20 protein-coding genes and 1 riboswitch are annotated in these 19,555 nt (G+C 69.9%); of the genes, 10 read left to right on the forward strand and 10 right to left on the reverse strand.

Annotation, left to right across the window (positions count from 1 at the left end):
- Nucleotides 1-26: 26 nt before the first annotated feature.
- The 3 genes from K8612_RS05675 to K8612_RS05685 all read right to left on the reverse strand — a co-directional run bounded on the left by K8612_RS05675 (nt 27) and on the right by K8612_RS05685 (nt 1,368).
- A complete protein-coding gene (locus tag K8612_RS05675) occupies nt 27-326 on the reverse strand; it encodes a hypothetical protein (protein WP_223761508.1) in 300 nt (99 codons plus the stop codon).
- A gap of 89 nt (nt 327-415) precedes the next feature.
- Nucleotides 416-1,051, reverse strand: a complete 636-nt coding sequence (locus K8612_RS05680; RefSeq protein ID WP_223761509.1) for an MYXO-CTERM sorting domain-containing protein — start codon at nt 1,049-1,051, stop codon at nt 416-418.
- A complete protein-coding gene (locus tag K8612_RS05685; protein ID WP_223761510.1) occupies nt 1,006-1,368 on the reverse strand; it encodes a hypothetical protein in 363 nt (120 codons plus the stop codon). The genes K8612_RS05680 and K8612_RS05685 overlap by 46 nt, the downstream gene beginning before the upstream one ends.
- A 386-nt stretch (nt 1,369-1,754) precedes the next feature.
- On the opposite strand from K8612_RS05685, the gene K8612_RS05690 reads away from it, so the two are divergent.
- The 3 genes from K8612_RS05690 to K8612_RS05700 all read left to right on the forward strand — a co-directional run bounded on the left by K8612_RS05690 (nt 1,755) and on the right by K8612_RS05700 (nt 4,073).
- Nucleotides 1,755-2,033, forward strand: a complete 279-nt coding sequence (locus K8612_RS05690) for a hypothetical protein (protein ID WP_223740452.1) — start codon at nt 1,755-1,757, stop codon at nt 2,031-2,033.
- A 52-nt stretch (nt 2,034-2,085) separates the two neighbouring features.
- Nucleotides 2,086-2,913, forward strand: coding sequence for a PPK2 family polyphosphate kinase (locus tag K8612_RS05695; protein WP_223761511.1), 828 nt, complete (start codon nt 2,086-2,088; stop codon nt 2,911-2,913).
- 152 nt (nt 2,914-3,065) lie between these two features.
- Nucleotides 3,066-4,073, forward strand: a complete 1,008-nt coding sequence (locus tag K8612_RS05700) for a fatty acid desaturase (protein ID WP_223761512.1) — start codon at nt 3,066-3,068, stop codon at nt 4,071-4,073.
- 73 nt (nt 4,074-4,146) lie between these two features.
- On the opposite strand, the gene K8612_RS05705 is transcribed toward K8612_RS05700, so the two are convergent.
- Nucleotides 4,147-4,623 carry a bacterioferritin gene (locus tag K8612_RS05705; protein ID WP_223761513.1) on the reverse strand — a complete coding sequence of 159 codons (477 nt, stop codon included), beginning with the start codon at nt 4,621-4,623 and terminating at the stop codon, nt 4,147-4,149.
- Nucleotides 4,624-4,834: 211 nt separating this feature from the next.
- On the opposite strand from K8612_RS05705, the gene K8612_RS05710 reads away from it, so the two are divergent.
- Nucleotides 4,835-7,252, forward strand: coding sequence for a helicase-related protein (locus tag K8612_RS05710; protein ID WP_223761514.1), 2,418 nt, complete (start codon nt 4,835-4,837; stop codon nt 7,250-7,252).
- Nucleotides 7,253-7,413: 161 nt separating this feature from the next.
- A complete protein-coding gene (locus K8612_RS05715; RefSeq protein ID WP_223761515.1) occupies nt 7,414-9,132 on the forward strand; it encodes a radical SAM protein in 1,719 nt (572 codons plus the stop codon).
- 31 nt (nt 9,133-9,163) lie between these two features.
- Here the strand turns inward: K8612_RS05715 and K8612_RS05720 are convergent, their stop codons facing one another.
- Nucleotides 9,164-9,784 (reverse strand): DUF6600 domain-containing protein, encoded by a 621-nt coding sequence (locus K8612_RS05720; protein WP_223761516.1) that lies wholly within the window; start codon nt 9,782-9,784, stop codon nt 9,164-9,166.
- A 218-nt stretch (nt 9,785-10,002) separates the two neighbouring features.
- Here K8612_RS05720 and K8612_RS05725 point away from each other — a divergent pair, with 218 nt between their 5' ends.
- Nucleotides 10,003-10,713 carry a siderophore-interacting protein gene (locus K8612_RS05725; RefSeq protein ID WP_223761517.1) on the forward strand — a complete coding sequence of 237 codons (711 nt, stop codon included), beginning with the start codon at nt 10,003-10,005 and terminating at the stop codon, nt 10,711-10,713.
- 1 nt (nt 10,714) lies between these two features.
- Here K8612_RS05725 and K8612_RS05730 read toward each other — a convergent pair whose 3' ends face one another.
- Complete coding sequence (locus K8612_RS05730; RefSeq protein ID WP_223761518.1) at nt 10,715-11,080, reverse strand: hypothetical protein; 366 nt, start codon at nt 11,078-11,080, stop codon at nt 10,715-10,717.
- A gap of 352 nt (nt 11,081-11,432) precedes the next feature.
- Here K8612_RS05730 and K8612_RS05735 point away from each other — a divergent pair, with 352 nt between their 5' ends.
- From K8612_RS05735 to K8612_RS05745, 3 genes are read left to right on the forward strand one after another with little or no spacing between them, the layout of a single operon-like run.
- Nucleotides 11,433-12,104 carry an Isoquinoline 1-oxidoreductase subunit gene (locus K8612_RS05735; protein ID WP_223761519.1) on the forward strand — a complete coding sequence of 224 codons (672 nt, stop codon included), beginning with the start codon at nt 11,433-11,435 and terminating at the stop codon, nt 12,102-12,104.
- The gene (locus K8612_RS05740; RefSeq protein WP_120523719.1) at nt 12,101-12,562 is read left to right on the forward strand and encodes a (2Fe-2S)-binding protein; all 462 of its coding nucleotides are present in this window, start codon (nt 12,101-12,103) and stop codon (nt 12,560-12,562) included. Before K8612_RS05735 ends, K8612_RS05740 begins: the two co-directional genes overlap by 4 nt.
- An 11-nt stretch (nt 12,563-12,573) precedes the next feature.
- The gene (locus K8612_RS05745) at nt 12,574-14,841 is read left to right on the forward strand and encodes a molybdopterin cofactor-binding domain-containing protein (protein ID WP_223761520.1); all 2,268 of its coding nucleotides are present in this window, start codon (nt 12,574-12,576) and stop codon (nt 14,839-14,841) included.
- 3 nt (nt 14,842-14,844) lie between these two features.
- Here K8612_RS05745 and K8612_RS05750 read toward each other — a convergent pair whose 3' ends face one another.
- From K8612_RS05750 to K8612_RS05760, 3 genes are read right to left on the reverse strand one after another with little or no spacing between them, the layout of a single operon-like run.
- A complete protein-coding gene (locus tag K8612_RS05750) occupies nt 14,845-16,050 on the reverse strand; it encodes a hypothetical protein (protein WP_223761521.1) in 1,206 nt (401 codons plus the stop codon).
- 56 nt (nt 16,051-16,106) lie between these two features.
- Complete coding sequence (locus K8612_RS05755; RefSeq protein ID WP_223740441.1) at nt 16,107-16,970, reverse strand: hypothetical protein; 864 nt, start codon at nt 16,968-16,970, stop codon at nt 16,107-16,109.
- A gap of 33 nt (nt 16,971-17,003) precedes the next feature.
- A complete protein-coding gene (locus K8612_RS05760; RefSeq protein WP_223761522.1) occupies nt 17,004-17,864 on the reverse strand; it encodes a hypothetical protein in 861 nt (286 codons plus the stop codon).
- Between the two features lie 390 nt (nt 17,865-18,254).
- On the opposite strand from K8612_RS05760, the gene K8612_RS05765 reads away from it, so the two are divergent.
- A complete protein-coding gene (locus tag K8612_RS05765; RefSeq protein ID WP_223761523.1) occupies nt 18,255-18,446 on the forward strand; it encodes a hypothetical protein in 192 nt (63 codons plus the stop codon).
- An 8-nt stretch (nt 18,447-18,454) separates the two neighbouring features.
- On the opposite strand, the gene K8612_RS05770 is transcribed toward K8612_RS05765, so the two are convergent.
- Nucleotides 18,455-19,090 (reverse strand): hypothetical protein, encoded by a 636-nt coding sequence (locus K8612_RS05770; protein WP_223761524.1) that lies wholly within the window; start codon nt 19,088-19,090, stop codon nt 18,455-18,457.
- A gap of 333 nt (nt 19,091-19,423) precedes the next feature.
- A riboswitch (TPP riboswitch) is annotated at nt 19,424-19,536 on the forward strand.
- The last annotated feature ends 19 nt before the right edge of the window (nt 19,537-19,555 follow it).

Raw genomic sequence — 19,555 nt, forward strand, 5'->3', positions numbered from 1 at the left:
ACCGCGAAGGCGCGCGGGGGCAGACGTCAGTCCTTCGGGACCGGCCGCTCCTCGAATGCCTGCGGCTTGAACTCCCGGGCCAGGTGCTTGAGGACGTCCTCCCAGGCATTGAACGCGCGGAAGAAGACGCACGTCAGGCAGAAGACGAACGGGGTGCGCACGACACCGCGGAGCAACATGAGCTGTGCGTGGGAGCTATCGGCGGGGATGTAGTCGGTCACCCGGAACGCGAGCCACAGGAGGCCCACGAACACCGGGGCGAGCAGGGTGGCGACGAACGCGTCAACGAGATGCGCTTGGAGACGTCGATCAGAAATGAAGGGCATGCGGCTCGAACGCGAAGGAGGGGTGAAGGCAGGCACCGGGCGGCTCGACGGACCGCCCCGTGCGGATTGATTGACGAAGGGGAAGAAGCTCAGGACTTGCGGCGGCGGGCGCGCGCCATCAGGCCCGCGAGCAGCGCGCCGGCCCACATGGCCGGAGCGGGGGACGTGGCGCCGCAGCCCAGGCCGCCGCCGAGCAACTCGTCGTCGGGCGTGCCGCCAAGCACTCCGGAGTCGTCCGGAGTCTGGCCATTGCCGGTGCCAGGGTCCGGATCCGTGGTGCCCGGGTCCGTGGTGCCGCCGGTGCCCGCGTCCGTGCCGGCATCGGTGATGCCACCGTCAGTCCCCGTGCCGGTGCCGCCATCCGTGCCGGTGCCACCGCCCGTGCCGCCATCGGCCGGGGTCATCTCCCACGTGTAGCTCACCGCGACGCCGATGTTGCCGGCCGCGTCCACCGCGCGGACCTGGAGCGTGTGCGTCCCGGGCAGCAGGTCCTCCAGCGTGACGTTCGCCAGGCAGGCCTGGAACTCCATCCCGTCCACGCTGCACTGGAACGTGGCTAGCGCCTCGGACGCGGCGAAGCCGAACGAGGCCACCGTCCCGGCCAGCACCGGCGGCGGCGACGTCACCAGCGTGACCACCGGCGCCACCGTGTCCACCGTCCAGGTGTGCACGGCCGGCGTCAGGTCCGGCAGACCGTTGGGCGCGATGGCCTGCACGGAGAACACGTGTTGTTCACCGTGTAGGTGCCCGCCAACTGCACCTGCGTGCGCGACCCGACGAGCGACTCCATGCGCTGGCCATCGCGGTAGAGCGTGAGCGGCGAGCGCTCGTGGTGCGCCGCCAGGGACAGGCGCAGCTCACCGGGCTCGCGCAGCCCGCCGGCCGCCGTGCCGAGCGCGGCGCGCGACGTGGGGTTGAGGCTCAGCCGCTCCAGGTCGAAGGCGGGGGCGGTGGAGGCGGCGGCGCTGGCCAGGGAGGGCAGCAGCGCCAGGGCGGACAACAGACGCAGGGGGTTGGGCAGGGGCATGGGGATTCGGCTCATCTGGCTTTCGTGAGGTGGCGGACAGCAACGGCGCGACAGGGGACGAAAGCGGGACTGGCGAGTGGGGGATTTGTGAGGAGTTGATTTCGGGCTGTCGCGGTGAGGCGCGGACCCCGGGCAAAGCAAGCGCAATGCCGAGCCCGGCGCTGCTCCCCCATTCCCCGCAAATGGCATGAATTGCTGAGTTGTGTCTGGTTTCAGGGTGCTTGCTGTCCAACCTGACGGGGCGTCTTGTCTGGATTCAAGAACCAGATTCTGGAAACTGGACGGACGTCCCCGCCCGCCGGGACGCGCGCCCCGGGCGGCACCGCCTCCACGGGCCGTGCTGGCGCGATTGGTGCTTGGGTGCCTTCGCACTTTTTTCCGCGGGACCCCGGAGCAGACACGTGATCCAGGAGCGCAAGCGAGGCCATGCCCTCTACGCACTCAACAGGGTGTTGGTGGTGGCCCGCTTCATGTCGTTGAAGGGGCATGACCCCCAGACGCTCGCGGCGGTGCTGGACGCGGCCGAGCGGCTCACCTGGTTGCTGGCCGCGCCCCAGGACGAGACGGCCCGCTACCGGCAGTGGCTCCAGGAGCTGTCCAGCCGTCACAGCCTGTGCCGAATCGTCCTCGAAAGGTTCGACTCGGACGTTCTGCCGCCGTCCTGGCTTGGAACGGTGTGAATCCGCCTTCGCTCCAGGCACGCTGCCGCCCATACCAGGAGCGAAGGGGACCATGGACATCATCCGCAACGACAAGCAGGGCGCGAAGGTGAAGCTGGAGCGCATCCCCACGACGCCGCCGAAGAAGGCGGACAAGGATGCGGCCAAGGCGGAATTCGACGCGCTGGGCGAGGAGCTGTTCGACCTGCAGGACCTGCTGTGGGGCGCGAAGATGAACTCCGTCCTCATCGTCCTGCAGGGGCGCGACACCGCAGGCAAGGACGGCACCATCAAGCACGTGGTGGGCAGCCTCAACCCACGCGGAGTGAGCGTCACCTCCTTCGGCGTGCCCAGCACGGAGGAGCGGGAGCACGACTTCCTCTGGCGCGTGCACCTCAAGGCCCCCCGGCAGGGCGAGTTCTCCATCTTCAACCGCTCCCACTACGAGGACGTGCTCGTGGCGCGGGTGAACCACCTGGTGCCGGAGCCGCTCTGGAGGTCGCGCTACCAGCACATCCGCGACTTCGAGACCCTGCTCTCCGAGCACGGCACCATCGTCCTCAAGTTCTTCCTCCACATCAGCCAGGAGGAGCAGGAGCAGCGGCTGCTGGCGCGCGAGGAGGAGCCGCGCAAGGCGTGGAAGATCGCCGCGGGCGACTGGGAGGACCGCAAGCACTGGGCGGACTACACGCGCGCCTATGAGGACGTCTTCGCTCGCACGTCCACCCAGCGTGCGCCCTGGCACCTGGTGCCCTCGGACGCCAAGTGGTACCGCAACCTCGTGGTGGCCCGCGCCGTGGCGGAGGCCCTGCGTCCCCACCGTGACGCCTGGCAGGCCCGGCTGGACGAGGTGGGCAAGCAGAAGAAGGCGGAGCTCCGCGCCTGGCGCAAGAAGCGCTGACGCACGGCCTCGCGCGTCATCCCCGCTGACGCGAGGGGCCCACGCCGCGCGCGTGGGCTGCGCTGACCCGGCCATGACATGGGGATGGGACAACGCTCGCGGTCATCCGTCCCGGTGTGTCGCCGGGTGGTCACCGCTGGAGCCCTGTCCCCATGGAACGAACCGCGTCGCCATCGAGCAAGGACCTCATTGCCCGCACGCGTCCCTTCGCGGCCCAGGACACCGCGCGCTCCCTCTGGGCGCTCGGCTCCACCTACGCCGCGCTCGTGGGCGCGCTGGTGCTGGCGGCGGCCGCGCCCTGGTGGCCCCTGCGCGTCGTGGGCGGCCTCATTGAAGCGCTGGTGCTCATCCGCTGCTTCATCCTCTTCCACGACGCCATGCACGGGGCGCTCCTGCCGAAGTCCCGGTGGGCCAGGGCGCTCTTCCAGGTGCAGGGGCTGCTCACGCTCACGCCCGCGCGCATCTGGAACGACACGCACAACCATCACCACGCCAACACCGCGCGCATCGCGGCGGACTCGGCGGGCACCTTCGTCACCTGGACCACGGACCAGTGGCGCAAGGCCACCGGCGCGCAGCGCCTGGGCTACGTGGTGGAGCGCCACCCGGTGACGCAGGTGTTCGGTTACTTCACCGCGTTCCTCTACAGCCTGTGCCTCCAGCCGTTCGTGAAGAACCCGAAGCGCTACTGGACGTCCGGGCTCGCGCTGGGCGTGCACGTGGCCCTGTCCGCGGCCGTCTGGCACTTCTTCGGGCTGGGCGTCTACCTCACCGCCTTCGTGGGGCCGCTGTTCGCCGCGTACGCGCTGGGCACGTACCTGTTCTACGCGCAGCACAACTTCGACGACGTGGCCATCCTGCCGGAGGCGGCGTGGAACCACGCGGACGCGGCGCTGGAGGCCAGCAGCTACATGCGCTTCGGGCCGGTGATGGAGTGGTTCACGGGCAACATCGGCTACCACCACGTGCACCACCTCAACCCGCGCATCCCGTTCTACCGGCTGCCGGAGGCGATGGCGTCCATCCCGGAGCTCCAGGGGCCGCACGTCACCACGCTCACGCTGAAGGACATCGCCGGGTGCCTGCGGCTGAACCTGTGGGATCCGTCGCTGAAGCGGATGGTGCGCTACCGCGACGTGCAGGTGGCGCCGGGCGCCTGAAGAAGCACGGCGACGAACCTCGGCCCGGCGGGTCCGTTCGGGGCCCGCCCGAGGGACCCACCGGGCCGGGGTGTCAAGGCTTCAAGAGCGCGTGCAGGGCGTTGGCGTGCGCCTCCTCGTCGGCGAGGAGCTCCTCCAGGAGCCGCCGCGTGGTGGGGTCGCGCTCCGCGAAGTAGGGGATGAGGTCGCGGTACGACGCGATGGCGACGCGCTCCGCCTCCAGGTTCTCGCGCAGCAGCTCCACCAGCGTCCGCCCCTCGTCGTCCCGGGTGTCACCGCTGGACATGAGTCCTCCAAGGTTGAAGTCCGGCCGGCCGCCCAGTTGCTGGATGCGCTCGGCCAGCCGGAGCGCGTGGTCCTGTTCGTCGCGAGCGTGCAGGCCGAACGCGGCCCTCATCGCGTCGTGACAGGCGCCTCCCGCCAGCAGGGCATGGCGCGTGTAGCGCCGCACACAGACCACCTTGGTCGCCAGCGCGGCGTTGAGCAGCGTGATGCGGACCCCCAGGTCCCCCAGCTCGGTGTCGGACGGCTGCGACTGCATGTCGGCCATGGAAGTGCCCCCGGGCGGCTGCGTGTCCGGAAGCTGGGGGGCCCGGGCGGCGCCGTCCATCCCACCTGCCCCCGCGTGCCGGGAGCGCCGCGCCTGTCCGTCCCGCCCCCCGACGCCTGCCTCCACGCCGGGCGGCGGGCGGGGACGTTGTTCGCGAACATCCCTTGCGGCCTCCGGGGCGGAGCAGGGGGTTCGGGGTTAGTCTTCGCCAATGAGCTCGAGCCCATCCAGCCGGCCGTCCGTCGTCGTGGCGGAGCTGGGGCCCACGAACACCGGGAAGACCTACCGCGCCATCGAACGGATGCTCGAGCACGACTCCGGCATCATCGGCCTGCCGCTCCGCCTGCTCGCCCGTGAGGTCTACGACCGGGTGACCGCGAAGGTGGGCGAGGGCCGGGTCGCGCTGATGACGGGCGAGGAGAAGCGCGTTCCGCCCCGGCCCGACTACTGGATCTGCACCGTGGAGGCGATGCCGACCGACCGGGAGGTGGACTTCCTCGCGGTGGATGAGATCCAGCTCGCCGCGCACCGGGAGCGCGGGCACGTCTTCACGGACCGGCTGCTGCACGCGCGCGGGCGCAAGGAGACCTGGTTCCTGGGCGCGGACACCATGCGGCCCATGGTGCAGGCGCTGATTCCGCATGCGTCCATGAAGCGCGCCACGCGCCTGTCGCAGTTGCGCTACGCCGGGCGCCGCTCGCTGAAGAGCCTGCCGCCGCGCTCGGCGGTGGTCGCGTTCTCCGCGGACCGCGTCTACGAGCTGGCGGAGTCGCTGCGCCGCCTGCGGGGCGGGGTGGCGGTGGTGCTGGGCGCGCTGTCGCCCCGGACGCGCAACGCGCAGGTGGCCATGTATCAATCCGGCGAGGTCCAATACCTCGTGGCCACGGATGCCATTGGCATGGGGTTGAACCTGGACCTCAACCACGTGGCCTTCGCGACGCTCTCCAAGTACGACGGCGCCGAACAGCGCGACTTGTATCCGGACGAGCTGGCGCAGATCGCCGGCCGCGCGGGGCGCCACCTCAACGACGGGAGCTTCGGCGCGCTGAACACGCTGCCGGAGCTGCCGCCGCGCATCGTCTCCGCCATCGAGTCCCACCGCTTCCCGGCGGTGCGCAGCCTCATCTGGCGCAACTCCTCGCTGGACTTCGCGAGCCCGGAGGCGCTGCTGGACTCCCTGTCGCGAGCGCCGAGAGACAGCGCCTTCGTCCGGGTGGAGCGCGCGGACGACTTCGACGCGCTCAAGGGCCTGTCGGCGGTGCCGGCCATCCGCGAGCTCACCACCGACAAGGCGTCCGTGGAGCTGTTGTGGCAGGTCTGCCAGGTGCCGGACTTCCGCAAGGGGCTCTTCGGGCAGCACGTCGCGCTCTTGCGCGAGACCTTCCTCCAGCTCACGGCCGGGGACGGGAAGCTGGACCCCACCTGGCTGGGCCGGCAGGTGTCGCCGCTGGATGACGCCTCCGGTGACATCCACACGTTGATGGACCGGCTCGCCGCCATCCGCATCTGGACGTACATCAGCCATCGTCCGGGCTGGCTGAACGACGCGGAGGCCTGGCAGGAGCGCACGCGCCGCATCGAGGACGCGCTGGGGGATGCCCTGCATGAGCGGCTGGTGGAGCGCTTCGTGCAGCGGGCCGCGAGGCGGAGCGCGCGCCGCTTCGTGAGGGCCAGCGCGCAGCCGCAGGCCGGTGCCTCGGACAGTCCGTTCGCGAAGCTGGGGCAGTTGTTGACGGAGGTGCCGGGCGCGGAGGGCGGGCTGATGACGGAGGAGCAGTTCGTCCAGCGCGTGGTGGACGCGACGCACGACGCCTTCGACGTGGACGCGGCGGGGCGCATCTCGTTCGAAACACAGCCACTGGCCCGGCTGGTGCGGGGGCGCGACCGGCGCTCGCCGCAGTTGGCGTTGGCGGAGCCGGAGGTGTGGACGGGCGGCGCGCGTCAGCGATTGGAGCGCCGGTTGGTGGCGCTGGCCAGGGACCTGGTCACGGAGGCGATGGGAGGCTTTCCGGCGGAGTCCTTCACGGGCGAGGGCCGCGCGCCGGCGATGCGGGGCGTGGCCTACCGGCTGGCGGAGGGGCTGGGCGTCATCTCCCAGGGAGAGGCGCGAGAGCAGTGGCGGCTCCTGGACGAGGCGTCGCGGGAGCGGCTGAAGGCGCAGGGCGTCCACGAGGGCCAGCGTTTCCTCTACGTCACTCAGGCCCTGTCACCGCAGGCCCTGGAGCGGCGGGCCATGTTGACGGCGCTGTTCCAGCAGGCGCCATGTCCGCAGGGAATCCCGCAGGAGCCGGCGCTGAACGTCTCGGCGCTGGCCGGGCAGAGCGCGAGGGCCTTCGGCTACGAGGTCATCGGGCCGGTGGCGCTGCGCATCGACATCGTCGAGCGGCTGGCCGAAGGACTGCGGAACCCGCAGGGCGCGAAGCAGGTGCACGCGCTCATGCAGCAACTGCGATTGGACGGCGGCGTGCGGGCGCAGGTGCTGCGAGCGTTGGGAGGCCAGCCTCAAGGCGCTGCCTCGAAGCGGCGGCGCCGCAGGCGGGGACGGAAGCCATCCGCGACGGCGCCGGAGGCGGGAGGTGTCCGAGGTCGTGAGACGGCAGGCTCGGGCCGGCTCAACGACCGTCCGTGAAGCACTGGGGCCTGCTCTGGCACCTCGCTGAACCGCGGAGGGGGGCCTGCCAGGGAGCAGGCCGGCGGCCCGGGAGGAGGGGAGGCGACGAATCCGCGCGGGGCCTGCCCTGATTCGCCTATACGCTGGCCCCGTCTCCCTCCCAGTCCGGTGGTCGTCCCATGAGCAGTGGTCGTGCCCTCTCGCCAGTCCTCCTCGTCGGTGCCGGAACGGGCGAAGCCACGTGCGGCATCCTCTACCTGGCGAGCTACCTGCGGCGTGGCGGGATTGAAGCCTTCGTGCGGCTGTGGGACGGGGATGAGAGCGCGGGCGAGGTGACGCAGTCCTTCGAGCGCCTCATCGCGCGCGTGCGCCCCAAGCTCATCGGCATCAGCCTGAAGTGGTTCCACCACGTGGATCGCGCGCTGCTCATCGCGCGAACCATCCGGAAGATCGACCCGTCCATCCGCATCGTCGTGGGCGGCAACTCCGCGTCGTACTGGTGGAAGGAGTTGAGCGCCTACGACTGCATCGACCACGTCATCCTGGGCGACGGCGAAGTCCCCCTGCTGGCGCTCTGCAACGGCGAAGAGGCCCCGCCCAACTGCGTGACGCGGCACCCGGACGGCCGTCCCCGCAGGCTGCCGCTGGCGTACGTGCAGCGCGCCACCAACACGCAGGACGTCTACTACTCGCACTTCAACGAGCTCTTCCTCAGCCAGATGGACGCGCACTCCTTCTCCGGCTGGGTCGCGCCCGGCAAGGGCTGCGGCGAGAACTGCCTCTATTGCGGCGGCGCTCGCGGCAACCAGAAGGCGGACTTCGGCCGCGCGAAGCCGTTCCTGCGCGCGGAAGAGAACGTGCGCCGCGACCACCAGGAGATCGCCAGCCGGACCTGGCAGATGCGCTACGACTTCGCGGGCAGCACGGCGGAGTTCCTCGGGAGCACCTGGGCCGGCGTGGACCTGTCGCGCCACTGCTGCACGTACTTCCTCTGGGGCGTGCCGCGCGTGGAGCTGGTCGCGGCGCTGGCGGAGACCTTCCAGCGCATCTACATGGTCATCGACATCGGCTGCTTCTCCGAACAGCAGCGGCTGGAGCAGATGTCCAAGGGCCTGCTCAAGCCTTGCGCGAAGGACCGCGAGCTGCTCGACGTCATCGAGTCCGTCCGTCGCCATCCCAACGTGGAGGTTGAAATCTCTGGCATCGGCGGCCTGCCGTTCATGAACCGGGAGCGGCTCGCGGAGGAGCTGCGGCTGGTGGAGCGCATCATCGGCCTGGACTGCGTGGTGGGCTACCAGCGGCTGGAGGCGCAGCCCGGAGCGCTCGTCACGGAGCACCCCGCGCGCTTCGACATGGTGACGGAGGCGAAGACGTTCGCGGAGTTCCTCGACTACTTCGAGCGCCGCGAGCCCGGTGACGTCTCCGTGCCGATGATCCGCTTCAAGGACAAGGAGCTGGAGGCCGCGGTGCAGCGCAACTCGGACCGGGTGGACGCCCTGGCCTGGAAGCACCGGGAGGCGAGGAAGCGCGTGGAACTCAACGGCCGCACGCGGCTCAAGAACACCGCGCCGTCGACGAAGCGCTTCACGCTGGGCGACTGGCTGGGAAGCCACCGGGCCCCCGCGAAGCTGGCGAAGGAGCCGGTGACGGTCCTGCGCTCGGTGGATGGAATCACCCTGAGCTGCGCGCCGTCCGTCAACCCGCGCAAGTTCACCGACCCCACGCTGACCCAGGGCGACGACGGCGCCATCCTCCTCGCTGCCCTGGCCGCCTTCGAGCAGCCCACCACCGTCTCCAGCGCGGTGACACACCTGGGCACGAAGGCGAGGCTGGATCCGCACTCCGCCCGCGAGGTCATCGACCACCTGGTGGACGGACGCTTCCTCCAGCCGGCGTAGGCACGGTGGCTTCATGAGCCCTGTGCGCCGCTCACTCGGCCAGCGCACGAGGCGGATGCCCCGTGGGAGGCGTCATCGGCTGCGCGAGTGGAACCGGCTGTCCGGTGACCCGCGCGACCTCCGCGGGCTCCGGCCCCCGGTTCCAGTACCCCTCGCGAGCCACCACGTGCTCACCCACGGGCTGCGTCTGGCGCATCAGCTCCTGGACCTGTGACTCCGGAAGCAGATGCGTCCCCACGTCGGGCCGCACGAAGTTGTTCGCGCTCACGAACGACCAGCTCAACCCGGTGCTGATGCCCGGCGGCGCCAGGGGCTGCCAGCCAACGAAGCCATTTCCCCAACGCCAGTCCACCCAGGCAGGGGCCCACTCGCTGTCGGGCCACCACACCCAACCCTCCGTCGGCGTGGTGAACCACCGGCCGTAGTGGAAGGGCGCCCAGCCCCACTCCGAGTCGCTCTCGAAGGTCCATCCCCAATCGCTGGAGACCCACCGGCCGTCGGTGGAATACGGGGTGAAGCCCGCCCCCACCTCCTCCGGGTTGGGCCGCCAGACCCAACCGACATCCGGCAGGTTCATCCACGTGCCGTAGGGCGCCAGCACCTCCCGGAACTGGGACATGGGGTTGTCCAGGGGCGTCGAGCTCGACGTCACCTGCGGCCCGAATTCCTCCGGGCCCATGGCGCAGCCGCCGGCTGCCAGGATGGCAAGGACGCTGGTGCCGGTCCGAAGCCAGCGCACCCGGGGATGCCAGGGGCCCATGTCCGGTTCCTTTCGTGGGGGTCTCTGCCCTGCAAGGTGCGGACGCCTTCACGCAACTTCACGAGCCGTGCGTGAGAAGGCGGCGTATGAACGCCTGCACGGAGGCTCCAATGGCAAACGCCAAGGCCATGCTGGGCAGCATGCTGGGCCGGTTTCTCTTCACTGAAGCGAAGGTGACCCAGGTTCGCGAGGTCTCTCGCGCCTTTCGACAGATTGACTGCGAGGGGCCCGCGCTGCGTGCGCAGGGATGGACCCCCGGCGACAAGGTGCAGGTGTTCCTGCCAGGGCTGGGGATGCGCACGTACACGCCGCTGTCCTGGGACGAAGCGCGAGGGGCCACGGCCTTCCTGGTGTACCTGCACGGCGACAGCCCGGGAGCGAAGTGGGGCCGCGACGTGCGCACCGGCGACACGGTGCGGTTCTTCGGCCCCCGGCGCTCGGTGGCGCTGGAGTCCGGAGACGCGCCGGTGGTGCTCTTCGGTGACGAAACGTCCTTCGCGGTGGCGCACGCGCTCCGCACCGGAGCGAAGCGGGACGTCACCCCCATCTTCGAGGTCACCCGCCGCGAGGACTGCGCGCCCGCGCTGCGCGAGCTGGGCTTCGAGGGCCAGGACGTGGAGCGCACGGCGGGCGACGCGCACCTGACGCAGGTCCACGAACGGCTGCGCGAAGCCCTGCGCGCGAAGCCCGGCGCGACGCTGGTGATGACAGGCCGGGCGCAGTCCATCCAGGCCCTGCGCTCGAAGCTGCGCGGCGACGGCGAGCGCGCCACGCCGAAGGTGAAGGCCTACTGGGCGGTGGGCAAGACAGGGCTCGACTGATTCAGGCCGGCGCGAACTGGATGCCGCGCAGGAAGTCGTCGCGGTCCCGGGTGACGCCCGCGGGCCTGCGCTTGGACTTCTGCTTGAGGAAGCGTGAGGCGTCCTGGCGGCGGTAGCAGGTGAGGAGCCGGTCCTCGTCATTGAGGATGAGGATCCACCCGCGCGCCTGCCGCGCCAGGGACGAGTCCCGCAGCGCAACCGGCAGGTCACGCTCGTGCACGGTGAGGTGCGTGGCACCACACGCCCGGGCGGGAGTGCCGAACTCGAGGATGAACGCGATGACCTCCTCGCGCAACCTCCAGCGGGCACACTGCTCGACGAAGAGGCGGGTGAGGGAGAACACGGACGACGCGGGGCTCTGGCGCATGGCGGGCTATCTCCTTGCGCGCTTCCCAATACACGCCGCGTTCCAACGCCCCACGCACGCGATTCCGCGCACTTGCGCGGATCCCCCAGCGGCCTCGAAAGACATTCCGTCAATCCCGCCCGCGGCCCGTGTCACCCAGGCACAGGCCCTTCACGACGGCCGCCGTCCCCCACGCCGCGTGACGGCGCCGCTCACTCCCGGGATTGGACCCGTTGTGAAGAAAACCTTCACAGGCCCTTCGGCATTTTGACAGGCTCTCGGAGGGCGGGAACGGGGCAGCATCGCCCCTCCGGCCTCGCGACGCTGCGTGTAGGGTCGGACGACCACTGGCCGAAGGGATGGACGGGGCACGATGAATCTTCGCTCGAAGGCACTGGGAGCCGTGCTGGGCGCGGGGGCGGCGGGGCTGTCGCTGTCGCTCCTGTTCGGCGCGGGATGCGGAGGCCGCGCGGCGCATCCGGTGGTGATGCCGCCGCCCTCGGATCCACAAGCGCTCCGGCCGCCAGAGGCCTTCGCGGGCATCCGCGACAAGAAGGAGCGCTCGCGGGCGCTGTTCCTGGAGGCGAGCCGGGTGATGCTGCATCCCCGCTGCGTCAACTGCCACCCCGTGGGCGACAGTCCGCTCCAGGGTGAGAACAGCCAGGTCCATGATCCGCCGGTGGCCCGGGGCCCCGAGGACCTGGGCGTGCCGGGCCTGGAGTGCACCTCCTGCCACCAGGACCGCAACGCGCAGTTGGCGCGGGTCCCCGGCGCGCCCAAGTGGCACCTGGCGCCCAAGGTGATGTTCTGGGAGGGGCGCACGCCGCGCTCGCTGTGCGAACAGTTGAAGGATCCGGCGCGCAACGGCGGCAAGAGCCTGGCGGAGTTGATCGAGCACTCGGCGCATGACGAGCTGGTGGGCTGGGGCTGGAAGCCCGGCGCGGACCGGGTCCCGGCGCCGGGATCGCAGGCGGAGTTCGGGGCCCTGGTGGCCGCGTGGGTGAAGGACGGCGCGGAGTGCCCGCGCGAGGAGAGCCGACCGTGAGCATCCGTCTGCGAGTGAATGGAACCGAGCACGTGCTGGACGTGGATCCGGAGATGCCGCTGCTCTGGGCGCTGCGCGACGTGCTGACCTTGACGGGCACGAAGTACGGCTGCGGCCAGGCGCTCTGCGGCGCGTGCGTGGTGCACATCGACGGCGCGGCGGTGCGCTCGTGCGTGACGCCGGTGCGCCGCGCGGAGGGCCGCGAGGTGATGACCATTGAAGGCCTGTCGCCGGATGGCTCGCACCCGCTGCAGAAGGCGTGGGTGGACCTGGCGGTGCCGCAGTGTGGCTTCTGTCAGGCGGGGCAGATCATGACGGCGGCGGCGCTGCTGGCGAAGAAGCCGAAGCCCACCGACGCGGAGATCGATCAATCGCTGGCGGGCAACCTCTGCCGCTGCGGGACGTACACGCGCATCCGCACCGCCGTGAAGAAGGCGGCGGGACTGCCGACGGAGTGAGGGCCGCCACCATGCAAGACACGCGCATCCGTCTGTCGCGCCGTTCCGTGCTCGAAGGAATGGGCCTCGTGGCCGCGGGCCTGGGGCTGGAGGTGTTCCTGCCCGCGAGGGCGCACGCCGCGCCCATGCCCACGTCCCTGCCGGAGGTGCCCTCCGGGGGCCTCCGGGCCAACGTCTTCGTGCACGTGGCGCCGGACGGCGTGGTGACCATCGTCTGCCACCGCTCGGAGATGGGGCAGGGCGTGCGCAGCTCGCTGCCGGTGCTCATCGCGGACGAGCTGGGCGCGGACATGGCCCACGTGAAGGTCGTCCAGGGCGACGGCGACGAGGCCTACGGCGACCAGAACACGGACGGCTCCAGCAGCGTGCGGAAGATCTTCGACGACCTGCGCTACGCGGGCGCGACGGTGCGCACGATGCTGGTGGCGGTGGCGGCGAAGCGCTGGAAGGTGGCGCCCGCGGAGTGCGAGGCGCTCGACCACGCCGTGTTCCACAAGGGCACGCGGCGGACGTTCAAGTTCGGCGACCTGGCCAGTGACGCGGCGAAGCTGAAGGTGCCCGGGAAGGACGCGGTGACGCTGCGTCCGCGCGGCGAGCTCAAGCACCTGGGCAAGGAGCTGCCGCTCTTGGACGGGCCGGACATCGTGACGGGCCGCGCGGTGTTCGGCGCGGACGTCGTGTTGCCGGGGATGCGCACGGCGGTCATCGCGCGTCCGCCCGTGGCGGGAGGCAAGGTGGCCCGCTACGACGCGACGAAGACGCTGGCGGTGCCGGGCGTGCGGCAGGTGGTGGAGCTGCCGGCGGCGACGAAGCCCTTCCTGTTCCAGCCGCTGGGCGGGCTGGCGGTGGTGGCGGACCACACCTGGGCGGCGATGAAGGGCCGCGCGGTGCTGGACGTGACGTGGGAGGGCGGGGACAACGCCGTCTACGACTCGGCGGCGTACCGCGAGCAGTTGCTGGAGGTGATTGGCAAGCCGGGCAAGGTGGTGCGCAACGTCGGCGACGCGGAGGGCGCGCTGGCGAAGGCGGCGAAGCGGGTGCGGGCCACGTACAACACGCCGCACCTGGCGCACGCGCCCATGGAGCCGCCCGCGGCGGTGGCGAAGGTGGAGAACGGCACCTGCGAGGTGTGGGCCACGACGCAGAACCCGCAGGCCGCGCGCAGCGAGGTGGCGAAGGCGCTGGGCATCGACCCGTCGAAGGTGACGGTGCACGTGACGCTGTTGGGCGGCGGGTTCGGCCGCAAGTCGAAGCCGGACTACGTGGTGGAGGCGGCGCTCGTCGCGAAGGCGGTGGGCGCGCCGGTGCGCCTGCAGTGGACGCGCGAGGACGACGTGCGCCACGACTACTACCACTCCACGAGCGCGCAGCGGCTGGAGGCGGGCCTGGACGCGAGCGGCAAGGTGGTGGCGTGGCACCAGCGCATCGCGTTCCCGCCCATCGGCTCCACGTTCGCGGACGCGACGTTCGCGGGGGACGGCGAGATGGGGCAGGGCATCCTGGACCTGCCGCTGGCCATCCCCGACGTGCGGATGGAGAACTGCGAGGCGCGGGCGCACACGCGCATCGGCTGGCTGCGCTCCGTGGCGAACATCTACCACGCGTTCGCGGTGCAGAGCTTCATCGACGAGCTGGCGCACGAGCGCGGCGCGGATCCGCGCGACACGCTGCTGGAGGTGCTGGGGCCGTCGCGCATCGTGACGCCCAAGGACCTGGGCGTGGCGAAGGTGCCGAACTACGGCCAGTCCCTGGAAGAGCACCCGGTGGACACGGCGCGCCTGCGCAGGGTGATTGAGCGGGTGACGGGCCTGTCGCGCTGGGACGAGCGCAAGCGGGAGGGAAGGGCGCTGGGGCTGGCGGCGCACCGCAGCTTCCTGACGTACGTGGCGGTGGTGGTGTCGGTGGTGAAGGACGCGGACGAGCGCATCCGGGTGGACGAGGCGTGGATCGTCGCGGACGCGGGCACCATCGTGAACCTGGAGCGGGTCCGCGCGCAGATGGAGGGCGCGGTGGTGTTCGGCCTGAGCCTGGGGCTCTACGGCGCCATCACGATGAAGGACGGCGCCACGGTGGAGAGCAACTTCCGCGACTACCGTCTGGCGCGCATCGCGGAGACGCCCAGGCGCATCCACGTGGACATCATCCCCAGCGACGGCCGCCCCGGAGGCGTGGGAGAGCCCGGAGTGCCCCCCGTGGCCCCGGCCCTGGCCAACGCGGTGTTCGCGCTCACCGGAACGCGTGTGCGCGAGCTGCCGCTGGTGAAGACCGTGAAGGTGTGAGCATCACGGCACCCACAACGCGCCATCCGTCAGGGGGGCCTCGGAGCCGCCGCCCCCCATCCCTCCCCAGATGAAGAGGGCGCTGCCCGTCCACACGCCCACGTGCCCGGCGCGCGCGGAGGGGGCGCCCTGGGTGCGCAGCGGCGCCCACGTGTCCGTCTCCGGGTCGTAGGCCGCGCCGTCCGAGCAGACACCCCCGCTGGGGCCGCACTTCGATGACGCGCCACCCCAGATGATCATCTTCGAACCGGTCCACACCGCGATGTGTCCCGTGCGAGGCGAGGGCGCGCCCCTGGCGGAGATGGGGGTCCACTTCCGGTACAGCGGATCGAACGCGGCGCCCTGCTCGCAATAGACCGGCGGGTCCTGTTGGGCATCGCCACAGCCGATCCCGCCCCAGATGATCATCTTCGAGCCGGTCCACACCGCCGTGTGCGCCCAGCGGCCCGTGGGCGCCCCTTCGGTCGGCATCTCCACCCAGTGGCCCGCGAAGGGGCCGTACATCGAGCCGTCCGCCAGGGCCACGTCCACGCCGCCGGCCCCATTTCCGTCTCCGCCCCAGTAGAGCACCTCCCCGGTGGTCTCGCCGCTCCACACCGCGGAGTGGTAGCGGCGCGCCACGGGAGCGTCGACGAAGTCCATGGTCGTCCAGCGGCCTGTGTCGACGTGGTACCGGGCTCCGTCCCCGAACACGCGCCCCCGCTGGAGATCCTGGCCCCCCCACACCACCATCAGATCTCCGGTCCAGGTGGCCGTGTGTCCGCCTCGCGCAGAGGGGGCGTACTGGGACGTGATGGCGCTCCAGGTGTCGGTGGCGGGATCGTAGGTCGCGCCGTCGCCACAGGGGCCCAGGGGGCTGCCACAGCCGAGCCCGCCCCAGACGATCATCTTCTCGCCGGTCCACACCGCCGAGTGCTGCGTGCGCGCGGACGGCGCCCCCTGTGTCGACAGGGGTGTCCAGGTCTTCGCCGCCACGTTGAAGCGGGCCCCGTCGCCGCAGACGCCGTTGACGGTGCAGCCGCCCAGCCCGCCCCAGAGCAGGACGTTCTGGCCATCGAAGACACTGGACACCTGGAGCCCCGTGCCCAGGGGCGCGCCCGAGGGCAGCGGCGTCCAGGTGCCCACCTCCTGCGCCTCCGGACCGGCCTGCTCCTGGGGACTGGAGCAGCAGACCAGGGTCACGAGGAGCAGGCCTGACGTCAGGCGCATCCGAAACGGCTTCACTGCGTCACGCTCCGAATGCGCCATCTCTCATTTCCTTCCCGTTACCAGGGGCGGGGGCTGCCGCAGGTGTAGCCCGGGCCGTTGATGAAGCGGGACGCGGCGCGGGCATTGGCATCCGACGCCGCAGTCTGCCTCACGCTCAGCGGAATCCACCACTGGGATTGATCCGCCACATCGCAGAGGAACTCCACCTGCACCTGGTTGGGCGAGTGGAACCGGCTCGCGGTGCCATTGTTCTCCCACATGGCACCAAAGACATACTTGGAGATGCCGTGGAAGTAGAAGTAGTCGCAGCCGTTGATGGTGCACGCGCCCTGCGGGCCGGGACGGTGGCCGCCGGTGTTGCCGTTGTCGTAGCTGTACTTGTCGAAGTAGGCGTGCCAGCCCTCGTGCATGTAGTCACCGGCGCGCGAGCCCGGGTTGGAGTTGCTGACGGTGGGGTTGTAGAGCGGGCACGCGGTCTCCACGCGGTCCGTGTCCCACGGCCAGAAGCGCGGGGTGAAGGTCCCGAAGACGTCCGTGCGGTCGGTGACGCTGTGGTAGAGGCTGTCGTGGAAGTTGCTGCTGCGCGCCTCCGCCGTGGCCCGGTAGTCCTCGGTGCCGTGGAAGGACTGGTCCCAGTTGTCCAGCATGCCGTACGTCAGCAGGTAGGACGCGTTCCAGTGCTTGGGGTACTCCAGGTTGACGTTGCAGGCGTCATTCCAGCCGCGGTTGCTCCAGTCACCGGAGCGCAGGCCGTAGGCCTTGTACTGCCAGAGGAAGAAGTCCTGCCAGCAGCCGTGGGTGTTCCAGAGGTCCCGGTCCGCCTGGCTCGCGGCCGTCTGGGTGCAGACGGCGCCGGCTTCGGTGGCCAGACCGAAGGCCAGGACGGACGACATCAGGGCAATGCCTTGCTTGAGATTCATGGGCGTTCTCGCTCCTCAGGTCGTGAGGGAAGGTCAGAACTTCGGAGGGGTCACGTCGTAGGTGTTGGGCTTCTCCTCGGGCGGGCGCGGGTCCTTCCGCTCGGGGTTCGGCGCCTGCACTTCCGGGTGGGCCTTGAGGTACGCGGTGAGCTTGCGGTTGAAGGCCTCCGCGCCTTCGCCGCTGACGCGCCGGACGCGGTCCAGGTACAGGCGCTCCTCCTTGCGGACGAACGGCTCCAACTCCTTGCGAGCCTCCAGCGTGTCCCCGCGGTTCCAGAGGTACGCGCTGATGGCCTCGGCGCGGACGATGACGGAGGGGTGGTTGCCGGCCTGGTACGCCACCTCGCGGTCGAACTCCGCGTTGCGCAGGTAGGCGACGCCCGCGATGGCCTTGGCCTGGAGGCGCGCCTGCTGGGCCTCTTCCTGGAGCTCGCCCTCGATGACGGTGCCCTTGGTGGGCAGGGGCATGCGCACGAACTCCACGAGGAACTTCGCGCCGTCGTAGGTCCGCATCTCGCCCAGCAGGCCCAGGGCGACGAGCGCGCGGCTGGTGTCGCCGGACTTGTTCGCTTCGATGATCTCCTCGATGAAGGCCTGGATGAGCTCCGGGCTCTTCGCGGCGGAGACCAGCGCCCGGCGCGCGTCGTTCTGCTCCTCCACCACGGACTGACCGGCCCAGGTGATGAATGCATTGACGCTCTTGCGAGCATCCTCCACGGTCATCTTCGGCGGCGAGTGCAGGGGCCGGCCCGCGATGACGCGGCTGGGAGGAAGGTCCGACGGCTTTTCCGCGGTGGGACGGTCCTGCGCGACGGCCATGGAGCCGGACATCAGCCCCAGGGTCACGAAGAAAGTGCCTGCGCGCGAGAAGACCCGCCTGGTGTTGCGCTGCATGGTGTTGCCTCCATTCACAGACGTGAAGGAGGTGCCCGCCAAAGGGGCTCCCCCTGCCACGACGCGCCGCTACCGCCGCGACCCGTGGCTGGGCTGACCCACTTCAATCGCCGTACCAGCACGCTCCCACAGGGAGGGGAGGGTATGGCAGATCCCGGTTGTTGCTTCCGGAGCGACAGGGGGTGTTGTTCGCGTTGCCTGAGGGGCACGCCTTTCGCTGCCAGCACAAGGGATTGAGCCTGGAGAAGACGTAGTCCCTGGAGCCGTTCACCTCCGTGGCTCTTTACATGCGCGACAAGGGATCCACGGAGGGGCTCTTCATCGCGAAGGTCTATGTCGTGGCGCTGATGGGGGACTCGGGCGCCGTCGTGCTGTCTCCAGGACGTCGACGTGCGCGACGCGCGGACGCATGTCTCCCAGGGGCGGGGCATCGTCATCGAGCATGACAAGGGCCACGAACTACTGGGCATGGACTTGTCACAGGACGAACTCGAATGGGCGGGGACGGCGCTGCGCCGCGCCCTGGCCGCCCGTCCAAACCTGGACTCACGTCAGCAAGAACGCATCACCGCCAGACCTTGAGCCTGGACTCACCGGAATTCAACGCTGCTGCTCTTGTACCATGCACTGGGATGGGAGTTTGCCTCCACCACGGGAATCCTGCATGAGGCCCAGCGAATGACGTCGCCCAGTACCTCTTGTTTGAGATTCGCCGTACAGGCAACGATGACGGCTGCGGCATTGTAGCGCTCAAGGCGGCTGAGGAAGCCGGCACGTTCATTCATCCCGTAATACAAGGTCCGCCAGGTGGTATCCCTCAAGCTCCGAGCCGGCTTGTTTTTAGCGAGGGATTGCCGGTGGAGTTCGTAGAGCGAGGCTTGAAACTGGACCGGATTGCAAATCAGCAACTCATAGTGATCCGGCGGCAAACCAAGTCGCTGATGGCGATGGAGCAGCGAGAGGATGTGTGCGGCGATGTTCCTGCCGGTCGTATTTTGCGCAGGGGCAATGGGCATGAATGTCGACGTGTACTCATGCTCGTGCGGTGACTCGATGACCAGCACAATCCGCTTGTGCTGTGAAACGTGCTCATCTGCCCGCACATCTCCCGAGAATTGATCGTCATTGATGATGCCGGCGGAGCCACGGCAAGGTGCGGGTGGCATCATGGACTGTGTGGGTGGGCCGTTGGTGAGATCGAGCACATACCGGACCACGTCAGGCACTCGTGCGCACTCGAGATAAAGCCCGAATACAACAGGACGGCCATTGACGATCCTGCACTGGACTTGAGCTGCTGGCAGGGACGATTGGAGAAGGTTCCACTGCATTCCGGCGTTCGCCGTCACGGGTAGGACAAATGTCATGGAATCAAGTCCTCTCTGCTGAGTCGGATCGGAACTGGATGAGATTGCCCTCACTCATCACGGTCCTGAGCATAGAGCTGCGCAGCCGCCCGGTGATGATGGATGCCTCCCCACAGGGCCACCGTGCGTCCACTGGACCCAGGCTCCGCTCCGCCCGGGTTGAAGCGGACTTCTCCCTGCGCTACATCGCTCCACAGTCGCTAGGGGCGCCTCCGGAAGGGGGCTGAGATGGACGTGTGACCGCGTCCGATCCCTTTGAACCTGAACCGGTTAGCACCGGCGGAGGGAAGCGGTGTGGGCGCTCCATGCTCCCGTCCCGTCTCC

Origin of the sequence: Corallococcus sp. AS-1-6 (assembly GCF_020037015.1) — a bacterium.
GTDB lineage: Bacteria > Myxococcota > Myxococcia > Myxococcales > Myxococcaceae > Corallococcus.

Excerpts from the sequence above, each read along its gene's own strand:
- K8612_RS05675 (WP_223761508.1), bottom strand. The coding sequence starts at position 326 with ATGCCCTTCATTTCTGATCGACGTCTCCAAGCGCATCTCGTTGACGCG.
- K8612_RS05685 (WP_223761510.1), bottom strand. The coding sequence starts at position 1,368 with ATGAGCCGAATCCCCATGCCCCTGCCCAACCCCCTGCGTCTGTTGTCC.
- K8612_RS05695 (WP_223761511.1), top strand. The coding sequence starts at position 2,086 with ATGGACATCATCCGCAACGACAAGCAGGGCGCGAAGGTGAAGCTGGAG.
- K8612_RS05700 (WP_223761512.1), top strand. The coding sequence starts at position 3,066 with ATGGAACGAACCGCGTCGCCATCGAGCAAGGACCTCATTGCCCGCACG.
- K8612_RS05705 (WP_223761513.1), bottom strand. The coding sequence starts at position 4,623 with ATGGCCGACATGCAGTCGCAGCCGTCCGACACCGAGCTGGGGGACCTG.
- K8612_RS05710 (WP_223761514.1), top strand. The coding sequence starts at position 4,835 with ATGAGCTCGAGCCCATCCAGCCGGCCGTCCGTCGTCGTGGCGGAGCTG.
- K8612_RS05715 (WP_223761515.1), top strand. The coding sequence starts at position 7,414 with ATGAGCAGTGGTCGTGCCCTCTCGCCAGTCCTCCTCGTCGGTGCCGGA.
- K8612_RS05725 (WP_223761517.1), top strand. The coding sequence starts at position 10,003 with ATGGCAAACGCCAAGGCCATGCTGGGCAGCATGCTGGGCCGGTTTCTC.
- K8612_RS05730 (WP_223761518.1), bottom strand. The coding sequence starts at position 11,080 with ATGCGCCAGAGCCCCGCGTCGTCCGTGTTCTCCCTCACCCGCCTCTTC.
- K8612_RS05735 (WP_223761519.1), top strand. The coding sequence starts at position 11,433 with ATGAATCTTCGCTCGAAGGCACTGGGAGCCGTGCTGGGCGCGGGGGCG.
- K8612_RS05745 (WP_223761520.1), top strand. The coding sequence starts at position 12,574 with ATGCAAGACACGCGCATCCGTCTGTCGCGCCGTTCCGTGCTCGAAGGA.
- K8612_RS05750 (WP_223761521.1), bottom strand. The coding sequence starts at position 16,050 with ATGCGCCTGACGTCAGGCCTGCTCCTCGTGACCCTGGTCTGCTGCTCC.
- K8612_RS05755 (WP_223740441.1), bottom strand. The coding sequence starts at position 16,970 with ATGAATCTCAAGCAAGGCATTGCCCTGATGTCGTCCGTCCTGGCCTTC.
- K8612_RS05760 (WP_223761522.1), bottom strand. The coding sequence starts at position 17,864 with ATGCAGCGCAACACCAGGCGGGTCTTCTCGCGCGCAGGCACTTTCTTC.